The organism is Pseudomonas xanthosomatis, from assembly GCF_019139835.1.
In the GTDB taxonomy this organism is placed as follows: domain Bacteria; phylum Pseudomonadota; class Gammaproteobacteria; order Pseudomonadales; family Pseudomonadaceae; genus Aquipseudomonas; species Aquipseudomonas fakonensis.
On sequence record NZ_CP077075.1, the window covers coordinates 4,327,204 to 4,336,591 of the forward strand.

6 protein-coding genes are annotated in these 9,388 nt (G+C 62.9%); 2 read left to right on the forward strand and 4 right to left on the reverse strand.

Translation table 11 applies throughout. The annotated features are described in order from the left end of the window. Positions 1-209: 209 nt before the first annotated feature. The 3 genes from KSS93_RS19025 to KSS93_RS19035 all read right to left on the reverse strand — a co-directional run bounded on the left by KSS93_RS19025 (position 210) and on the right by KSS93_RS19035 (position 4,032). A complete protein-coding gene (locus tag KSS93_RS19025) occupies positions 210-1,646 on the reverse strand; it encodes an aldehyde dehydrogenase (RefSeq protein WP_437182133.1) in 1,437 nt (478 codons plus the stop codon). Positions 1,647-1,758: 112 nt separating this feature from the next. Next, positions 1,759-3,141, reverse strand: coding sequence for an aspartate aminotransferase family protein (locus KSS93_RS19030; RefSeq protein ID WP_217885508.1), 1,383 nt, complete (start codon positions 3,139-3,141; stop codon positions 1,759-1,761). A 45-nt stretch (positions 3,142-3,186) separates the two neighbouring features. Continuing rightward, positions 3,187-4,032 carry a helix-turn-helix transcriptional regulator gene (locus tag KSS93_RS19035; RefSeq protein WP_217885509.1) on the reverse strand — a complete coding sequence of 282 codons (846 nt, stop codon included), beginning with the start codon at positions 4,030-4,032 and terminating at the stop codon, positions 3,187-3,189. Positions 4,033-4,521: 489 nt separating this feature from the next. On the opposite strand from KSS93_RS19035, the gene KSS93_RS19040 reads away from it, so the two are divergent. Further along, on the forward strand, positions 4,522-5,892 hold the full coding sequence (locus tag KSS93_RS19040) for an APC family permease (protein ID WP_217885510.1): 1,371 nt from the start codon (positions 4,522-4,524) through the stop codon (positions 5,890-5,892). Positions 5,893-6,619: 727 nt separating this feature from the next. Here KSS93_RS19040 and KSS93_RS19045 read toward each other — a convergent pair. Continuing rightward, entirely contained in the window at positions 6,620-7,798 is a 1,179-nt protein-coding gene (locus tag KSS93_RS19045; protein ID WP_217884504.1) for an integrase core domain-containing protein, read from the reverse strand. Between the two features lie 212 nt (positions 7,799-8,010). Between KSS93_RS19045 and KSS93_RS19050 the strand changes: the two genes are divergently transcribed. Beyond that, positions 8,011-9,258, forward strand: a complete 1,248-nt coding sequence (locus KSS93_RS19050; protein WP_217884661.1) for an IS256 family transposase — start codon at positions 8,011-8,013, stop codon at positions 9,256-9,258. Positions 9,259-9,388 lie beyond the last annotated feature (130 nt).

Below are 9,388 nucleotides of genomic sequence, written 5' to 3' on the forward strand. Positions count from 1 at the left end.
CGAAGCCGGTGCCAGACACCGCGTCGCCTGCTTCGCGGTGGTTCGGCACCCCGACAAGCCCGCTCCCACAGGGGCCGCGGCGGGCTCGTGCCCAGCGCTCTGTGCAACAGCGCAGCGCGAAAGGGCTGGGTGATCTCCTACAGGGATCGCATGAGCTTGAGGCCTTGCCGGCGATGAGGCCGGTGCGCCAGTACCCTCGCACAGGGCCCTCACACCCCGCGCAACTGAATCCAGGTGGTCTTCAACTGCGTGTACTTGTCGAAGGCATGCAGCGACAAATCGCGGCCGAACCCCGATTGCTTGTACCCGCCGAACGGGGTGATCACATCCAGTGCATCGACGGTATTGACCGACACGCTGCCCACCTTCAACTGCCGGGCCACACGGTGCACGCGGTTCAGGTCGTCGCTCCACACCGACGCCGCCAGCCCGTAGATGCTGTCGTTGGCCAACTGGATCGCCTGCTCTTCAGTATCGAAGGCCGTGACTGCCAGCACCGGCCCGAAGATTTCCTCGCGGGCCAGCGCCGACTCGGGCCGCACCCCGGTGAAAATCGTCGGTTCGATGAAATTGCTCGAGCCGTTGAAGCTGAGCTGACGCCCGCCACACACCAGTCTCGCCCCCTCCTCCCGCCCGCGAGCGATGGCCGCCATGATGCGTGCGGTCTGCTCGCCGTCGACGATGGCCCCGGCGCGGCTGGCCGGGGCCAGCGGGTCGCCGGGGTACCAGTCACGCGCCTTGGCGACCAGCCGCTCGACGAACGCGTCGTGGATCGAGCGCTGCACATACAGGCGTGAGTTGGCCGAGCAGAACTCGCCCTGGTTGAAGAAGATGCCGAACGCGGCTTTTTCGGCAGCCAGGTCCAGGTCACCGCAATCGTCGAACACCAGGTTCGGGCTTTTGCCGCCGCACTCCAGCCACACCTGCTTGAGGTTCGACTGCGCCGAGTACTGCATGAAGTACTTGCCCACCTGGGTTGAGCCGGTGAACACCAGGCAGTCCACGTCCGGGTGCAAGCCCAGCGCCCTGCCGGCGCTTTCGCCAAGGCCAGGCACCACATTGAGCACCCCTTCGGGCAGCCCGGCTTCCAGCGCCAGCTGGGCCAGGCGCAGGGCCGACAACGGCGACTGCTCGGCGGGCTTGAGCACCACGCTGTTGCCGGCCGCCAGGGCCGGGGCCAGCTTCCAGGCGGCCATGTCCAGCGGGAAGTTCCACGGCACCACCGCCGCCACCACGCCAATGGCCTCGCGGGTGATGGTGGCCACGGCGTTGCGCGCGGTGGGTGCCACCTGGTCGTAGAGTTTGTCCAGCGCCTCGGCATACCAGGCGAACACATGGGCCGCACCCGGTACATCGATGTTCAGCGCGTCCATCACCGGCTTGCCCATGTTCAGCGATTCCAGCAGTGCCAGCTCTTCGCGGTGGGCCAGCATCAGCTCGGCCAGGCGCAACAGCACGCGCTTGCGCTCGACCGGCGCCATGCGCGCCCAGGGGCCTTGCTCGAAGGCTTGCCGGGCGCTGGCCACGGCGCGGTCGACGTCGGTTTCGGCGCAACTGGCGACCTTGGCCAGCAACTGCTGGTTGGCCGGGTTGATGGCATCGAAGGTGGCGCCGCTGGCGGCGGGCACCAGGCAACCGCCGATCATGGCATGGGCGGGGAAGCTCAGCTCGGCGGCCTTGCGCTGCCAATAATTCAGGTCGTACACATCAGGCTCCAGGCGACCGCCAGGCGGTCGCGGGTATCCAGGGAGGGGTGCGTTACAGCTTGCCGACCAAGCGCGCGGTACGGTCGACGGCCTTGCGGGTCTTGTCCACCAGCTCGTCCAGTTCGGCGTGGTTGGCCACCAGCGCCGGCGCCATGATCATGCGGCCCAGGGTGGAGCGGATGATCACCCCCTCCTCGAAGCCGAAGGTGCGGCATTGCCAGGCCAGGTCGTTCTCGTTGGCGAAGCGCTTGCGGCTGGGCCTGTGCTCGGCGAACTGCAGCGCCGCCACCAGGCCGGCACCTTGCACCTGGCCGATCAGCGGGTGGTCGGCGAACACCTCGCGCAGGATGCGTTGCAGGTAAGGGCCGGTGTCTTCCTTGACCTGGCGCACGATGCCTTCGTCGCGCAGGGCCTTGAGGTTGGCAATCGCCACCGCTGCCGCCACCGGGTGGCCGGAATAGGTCAGGCCGTGGGCGAATACCCCGCCGCGTTCCACCAGCGCCTCGGCGATGCGCTTGCTCAGCACCAGGCCGCCCATGGGCACGTAGCCGCTGGTCAGGCCTTTGGCGATGGACAGGGTGTCGGGCTGGAAGCCGAAGTACTCGTGGGCGAACCATTCGCCGGTACGGCCAAACCCACCGATCACCTCGTCGGCGCACAACAGCACGTCGTACTGGCGGCAGATACGCTGGATCTCGGGCCAGTAGCTTTCTGGCGGGAAGATCATGCCGCCGGCGCCCTGGAACGGCTCGGCAATGAAGCCTGCGACGTTTTCGGCGCCCAACTCCAGAATTTTCTCTTCCAGCTGCAGCGCGCAGCGCCGGCCGAACTCGGCCGGGCTCAGCTCACCGCCCTCGGCGTACCAGTAGGGCTCGTCGATGTGCGCCACATCCGGGATCAGCCCGCCCATTTCGTGCATGAACTTCATGCCGCCCAGCGCGGTGGCTGCCAGGGTCGAGCCGTGGTAGCCGTTCCAGCGGCCGATCATGATTTTCTTGTTCGGCTGGCCGGCCACCTGCCAGTAGCGGCGCACGGTGCGGATCAGCACTTCGTTGGCCTCGGAGCCGGAGTTGGTGTAGATGGCGTGGCTGTAGTGCCCCGGCAGCAGGCTGAACAGCAGCTCGGACAGCTCGATCACCGCCGGGTGGGTGGTGTGGAAGAACATGTTGTAGTAGGCCAGCTGGTCCATCTGCGTGGCGGCGGCGGCGGTCAGGTCGCGGCGCCCGTAGCCCAGCTGGGTGCACCACAGGCCGGACATGCCGTCCAGGTAGCGCTTGCCCTCGCTGTCCCACAGGTGCAGGCGCTCACCCCCGACGATCACCCGCGGGCCTTCGGCGTTGAGCGCCTTCTGGTCGAGGAAGGCGTGGATGTGGTGGGCGGCGTCGCTGGCCTGGTAATCGCGGGTTTGGCGTTGGGGGGCAAAAGGCGCATTCATGGCGGTGTTCTCTTGTTGGAATGGGGGTATTGCGGGCCGCTGCGCTCAGCGCAGCTTGCCCATGTAGCTTTCCAGCGGGTCGCGGCCGAGCACGCCCTGGGCGTTGGCCAGGGCGTCGATGAACAGGCTGAACAGCTCTGACTGGGTTCCGATGTCGAGCTTGGCGTAGACGTTCTTGCGGTGGGACTTGATGGTGTCTTCCGACACGCCGAGGCGCCCGGCGAGTGACCGGGTGGAGTGCCCGCGCAGGATCAGCTGGGCGATGCGGCATTCACGCTCGGTCAACAGCGAGCTGCCGAAGTTGTTCAGCGCGGTGTGGATGCGCTGCTCCAGCAGGTTCTCGAAGCGCCCGCCCCGGTTGTCGAGGCCGGCAAAGTGCTTGCCGAGCACGGCCAGCACCCACGGGGTGATGCGCCCGAACAGTGCGCGGGTGCGGGCATCAAGCCGGTCGGTGAAGGCCAGCGATACCGCCAGGCTTTGCCCGGGGGCCAGTTGCAGCAGGTAGTTGAGCTCATCGGCCAGGTGCGAATGGCGGTAGAACGACTGGTAGTACTCGCTTTGCTCGAACTGGTCGGGGGCCACCTCGAACAGGCCGTAGCAGCCGCTGGCGACCTGCTCCATGCAGGCGCCGTAGAACGGGTCGAGCAGGTAGAAGCCGGACAGGTAACGGGCAACGTTGCCCTCGGGCTGCCAGGGGGCCTTGGCGTCCTGCTCGAACAGCGCGCAGGGCATGCCGTCGTGGGGGTAGAGGTAGACGGTGGTGGCCTGGATCGGCCTGACCACCGCCAGCGCCCCGAACAACGCGGCGGCAAAGCCCGGGCGGCCAATGGCCTCGGTGACCTGGGCCTGGTGTTCGAACCACGTAGTCGAGAGAAGCGGATCGTCAGTCACAGTGCACCTGCCGGTTACTGGAGGTTGTTGTTCCAGATACTCCCATGGCGCCGGGGATACCGAAATCACCCGTTGGGGTGAGGTACCCGCCGGCAGATGTGATCTGTTGCAGGAGATCACCCAGCCCTTTCTAGCTGCGCTGTCGCGCAGAGAACTGGTCTCGCATATGCACTGCGGCCCCTGTGGGAAGCGGCCTTGTGTCGCGATGGGGCGCGAAGCGGCCCCAAGGCCTCTGCCTCATGCAAAATTGCCGGGGTTGCTGCGCAGCCCATCGCGACACAAGGCCGCTTCCCACAGGGGGTACAGCTCATCTGCGATAGCAGTTCTCTACGCGACAGCCCCGCCCTCACCCCATCGGGTGATTACGCCCCCTGCCGAACTGTGTGAGCATCAACCCGTCCCACCCAGCCTCTCCTTCCAAGACACCTTCGACGGCAGCGAGCCCACTCGCATGCTGCGGCACTTTGCTGCCGTCTTCAGGAGCCAGCGATGCATACAACAACAAGTACAGCTGAACATCTTGCACCCCATTCACCCGCCCAGCCCGGGCGCTTGCGCAAATCCATGGGCATGGCCGCCCTGGTGCTGTTCGGCCTGGCCTACATGGTCCCGCTGGCGGTGTTCTCCGCCTATGGCCTGGTGGCGCAAACCACCAAGGGCCACCTGCCCGCCGCCTACCTGCTGACCCTCGGCGCCATGCTGTTCACCGCCTACAGCTACGGGCGCATGGTCAAGGCCCACCCCTATTCCGGCTCGGTGTACACCTACACCCGCAAGACCTTCGGCGCCTGCGCAGGCTTCATGACCGGCTGGACGCTGCTGCTGGACTACATCTTCCTGCCGCTGCTCAGCTACCTGCTGATCGGCATCTACCTGTCGGAGTGGTTCCCTGCCGTGCACCCCTGGGTGTGGGTGCTGGGTTCGATCGCCCTGGTGACCTTCCTCAACCTGATCGGCATCGAGTCGATCACTCGGGTCAACTGGGTGCTGGTGGCGGCGCAGCTGGTGTTCATCGTGGTGTTCGTCGGCCTGGCCATCTACAGCCTGGCCGGCCAGGCGCAGCCGGTGGCGCTGCTGGCGCCGTTCCACCACGAAGGCTTCAGCGTGCCGCTGATCATGGCCGGGGCGGCGGTGCTGTGCCTGTCGTTCGTGGGCTTTGATGCGGTATCGACCATGGCTGAGGAAACCACCGAACCGACGGTGCGCATTCCGCGGGCGATCATGGCGGTGTCGCTGATCGGCGGGCTGCTGTTTTTGCTGGTGTCGTACTTCGCCCAGCTGGCCCACCCGGCCTGGGACAGCTTCGCCAACCCGGACTCGGCGCCGGTGGAGGTGATGCGCAGCGTTGGCGGCCAGTTGCTGGCCAGTGCCTTCACCGCCACCTATGTGGCTGCCTGCTTTGCCTCGGCCATGGTGTCCCAGGCCAGCGTGTCGCGGGTGCTGTTCGCCATGGGCCGTGACGGCGCCATGCCGCGGGTACTGGGCACGCTGGCAACGCGCAAGCGTGTACCGGCCATGGCCATCCTGCTGGTGGGGCTGGTGTCGCTGGTGGCGCTGGTGATCTCGCTGGACACGGTGGCCAACATGATCAGCTTCGGGGCGCTGTTCGCCTTCTCGGCGGTCAACCTGGCGGTGGTCAAGCACTACCTGGTGGATCGGAAGCTGCGAGGTGCGCGCAATGTGCTGATGTATGGCGCCATTCCGGCGCTGGGGTTTCTCAGTACGCTGTGGCTGTGGAGCAGCCTGTCGCAGATGTCGTTCACCATCGGTCTGTGCTGGATGACGGCGGGGTTTGTCTGCCTGCTGGGGCTGACCCGGGGGTTTCGGGTGAAGTTGCCGGAGTTGCAGATGGCGGATTAAGTCGGGCTTGGGCTCGGGGATTTAGGGTGATTGCTTTGGGAGATGTATGCGCATTCGTTGACGATATACGCTTTTCGTCACCTTTCCGCCCTTACGGCGGGTTACTTTGGTCGCGGCTCGGCGCCCCCGGCCAAAGTAACCAAAGCCGCCCTGCTCCCATCATCTGGCCCCCTACGCTGCGCTTCGGGGGTTCCCTCGCTCCGGGCTTGCTCCGGAGGTACGCGCCGACGGGCCGTCCCTGGCCCGATCGGCGCTCGACCGGCATCCATGCCGGTCGCCCTCCTACGCAATCCCTACGCTCGGCCTCCTGAAGTCGCGATTTGTGTTGCCTGAACTATTGCGCGCTTAGAAGCAAGATCAACAGCCAGATCAAGAGCCAGATCAACAGCGGGGATGTTGGTTTGATTGTTATTGATGTGTTGTTTGTTCTGGCCCTATCGCCGGCTTGCCGGCGATTGCAATCCTGAGTTCCCACAAATGCAACTAGCGGTTAGCTGCGCACTCACAGGCGCCGCCCCTAACTTCGCGACTTCAGGAGGCCAAACGCAGGGATTGCGTAGGGGGGCGACCGGCATGGATGCCGGTCGAGCGCCGATCGGGCCAGGGACGGCCCGTCGGCGCGTACCCCCGGAGCAAGCCCGGAGTGAGGGTACCCCGGAGCGAAGCGCAGGGGCCGGATGAATGGAGCGATGTACGGGTCACCCACATGGGTTACACAAAAGTTCGCTCACATAGGTGACAACACCTGAAGTGTTACATAACCATCATCGGCATCTCGCTCATCGATCCTGCCGAGAATGATTGGGCCGAAAATAACATCCCACACCCCATCCCCGACTTGCTCCAGCCCAATGGTCTGATGCTTGAGCACGTAACCTACATAGATCCTCAAACCCCGGCGGTTGACGATGCCACTGCGATCAGCTGGCAGGCTCTCGATATGACTGGGGTAAGTCATTTCAGGTAGTTTTTCCGGGAACGGGCGTGGCGAAGGCTGGTAGCAGGACGCTGGTGTTTTCTGCTTCAGTGCTTCGTGGAGCCGCTCGTAATTGTAGTGTTGCCGGAAGCGGTCGAAGTGCCGTTGTTGAGCCTCCCAAGCCACTGCGGGCGGTGACGGAAGCGTACTTTTGAGTGTTCGGTGCATACGCTCGTGCCGACCATTTTGCTCCGGTCTGCCAGGCGCAATACGTTCAGGAATGATGCCTAGGCGCAGCCACCAGATGGACAGCTGGGAGAGCCCTGCACGCCCTTTACTGGCAAACGGCACGCCGTTATCGGTCCGGATACGTTCAGGTAGCCCGTTTTCACGAAAGACCTCAGTGAACACAGCCTGTGTCTCCAGAAAGTTCGTATTGGCCATGCTGTGGCACGCGAGCAAGAAGCGACTGGCGTGATCCATGATCGTCAACGGATAGCACCAGACCCCAGCTCCTGTCAGAAACTGGCCTTTGTAGTCCGCAGTGAAGAGCTGATTGGGCGACTCCGCCTTTTCAAGCGGCTTGGGATAGACCGCTACGCGCTGACGCAGGCGCCGCGGCTTGATCAGCTCGGCTTTCTTGAGGATGTTGTAGATCGTTGTCTTGGAGGGAGGCGCCTGGTCAGGAAAACGTTCCTGCAATGCGGCCTGGATCTTCTTGGGCCCAGGCTCCGTCTGGCCCTTGCCGCGTAATTCGATAATGGCCTCGCGAACGGCGACGGGTACAACCCAATCTTGCGTCAGCCGGCGACGGCTACGTTCCTCTAGGCCTGCTGGGCCAGCTTTCTCGAAACGCTCGACCCATTTGTAACCGGTCTTTCGACTGATCTCGTAGGCCTCGCAAAGGGCGCTGAAGCTAGGCGCCCCCTGGAGATAGTCAGCGATGAAAAGCACTTTCATGTCCATAGGTTTCAGCTCTCGCCAAGGCATGGTCAGATCCTCGAAAAACCGACCATGCCAGTTAAAAACTGTTACCTATGTGCGTGAACTGATTTGTAACCCATGTGGGTGAGTCATACCGCGAGGATTTTTTGGTGACTTTTTGATCCCTCAAAAAGTTACCCGCCGTAAAGGCGGAAAGGTGAATAAGGAGGGTGTCAGAAATTTTGTGTTCGGGCATAACATGAGTAAGAGGTGCATGTATGCCAACCAAAAAGAAACCCCTGCGTGACCTGCCCCAAATCCCCAAAGAGCTGCTAGAGCAGTTCGGTGAGGGCCTGATGACTGCCGAAGCTATCGAGGATGCCTCTGCGGCGTTCAAGAAGGCCCTGATCGAACGCGCCCTGAGTGCCGAGCTGGGCCATCACCTGGGTTATCCGCCGGGCGCGCAGCGCCCAGAGGATGAAACCAATCAACGTAACGGCAAGAGTGGCAAGACTGTTTTAACCGGGGACGGCCCATTGCGGCTGGATATCCCCCGTGACCGAGACGGCAGTTTTGCGCCCATTCTGATTCCCAAGCATGAGCGGCGTTACACCGGTTTCGATGACAAGATCATCGCCATGTATGCACGTGGGATGACGGTCAGAGAGATCCGCGCCTTTTTGTCCGAGCAGTACGGGACGGATGTTTCACCCGATTTCATCAGCTCTGTGACCGCCGAGGTCATGGAAGAAATCGGCGCGTGGCAGCAGCGGCCGCTTGAGCCTATGTACCCGGTCATTTTCTTTGATGCATTGCGGGTGAAGATCCGTGAGGAAGGCCTGGTGCGCAACAAGGCCATTTACCTGGCGCTGGGCGTTCTGCCGGACGGGACGCGCGATATCTTGGGCATCTGGATTGAGAACACCGAGGGTGCGAAGTTCTGGATGAAGGTGTTCAACGACCTCAAGACGCGAGGTGTCGACGATGTCCTTATTGCCGTGACCGATGGTCTTAAAGGCATGCCAGAGGCCCTCAGCGCAGTGTTTCCAGAGACGACGCTACAGACGTGCATCGTCCACCTGATCCGCAACAGCCTGGACTTTGCAGCCTGGGACAAGCGGCGGGCACTGGCCAAGGCGCTCAAGCCGATCTACCAGGCCATCAATGCCGAAGCGGCTGAGCAGGCGCTCGATGAGTTTGAAAGTGGGCCTTGGGGCAAGCAATATCCAACGGTCGTTGCGGCCTGGAGACGCGCTTGGGATCGAGTGATCCCCTTCTTTGTCTTCCCGCCGGCCATCCGGAAAGTGATTTACACCACCAATGCCATCGAAAGCATCAATGCCCAGCTGCGCAAGATCATCAAGACCCGGGGTCATTTCCCGAACGATGAAGCAGCCACCAAGCTGATCTGGCTGGGTCTGAGAAACATCACGGCGAACTGGGGCTCAGCGGCGCATGATTGGAAAAGTGCGATGAATCAATTCGCGATTTTGTACGGGGATCGATTCATCAGGCCAACCTGGTGAAAATCAGGGCCTGCTTGACGGCAGGCCGCTACCGGCCCGCACACAAAAAAACTGACACTCCCTGAATAAGCGTCACTACAAATAATGAATGCACATACAACTTTCAAAACCAACCAAACCAACTAAACCA

Excerpts from the sequence above, each read along its gene's own strand:
- KSS93_RS19030 (WP_217885508.1), bottom strand. The coding sequence starts at position 3,141 with ATGAATGCGCCTTTTGCCCCCCAACGCCAAACCCGCGATTACCAGGCC.
- KSS93_RS19050 (WP_217884661.1), top strand. The coding sequence starts at position 8,011 with ATGCCAACCAAAAAGAAACCCCTGCGTGACCTGCCCCAAATCCCCAAA.
- KSS93_RS19025 (WP_437182133.1), bottom strand. The coding sequence starts at position 1,646 with ATGATCGGCGGTTGCCTGGTGCCCGCCGCCAGCGGCGCCACCTTCGAT.
- KSS93_RS19045 (WP_217884504.1), bottom strand. The coding sequence starts at position 7,798 with ATGCCTTGGCGAGAGCTGAAACCTATGGACATGAAAGTGCTTTTCATC.
- KSS93_RS19040 (WP_217885510.1), top strand. The coding sequence starts at position 4,522 with ATGCATACAACAACAAGTACAGCTGAACATCTTGCACCCCATTCACCC.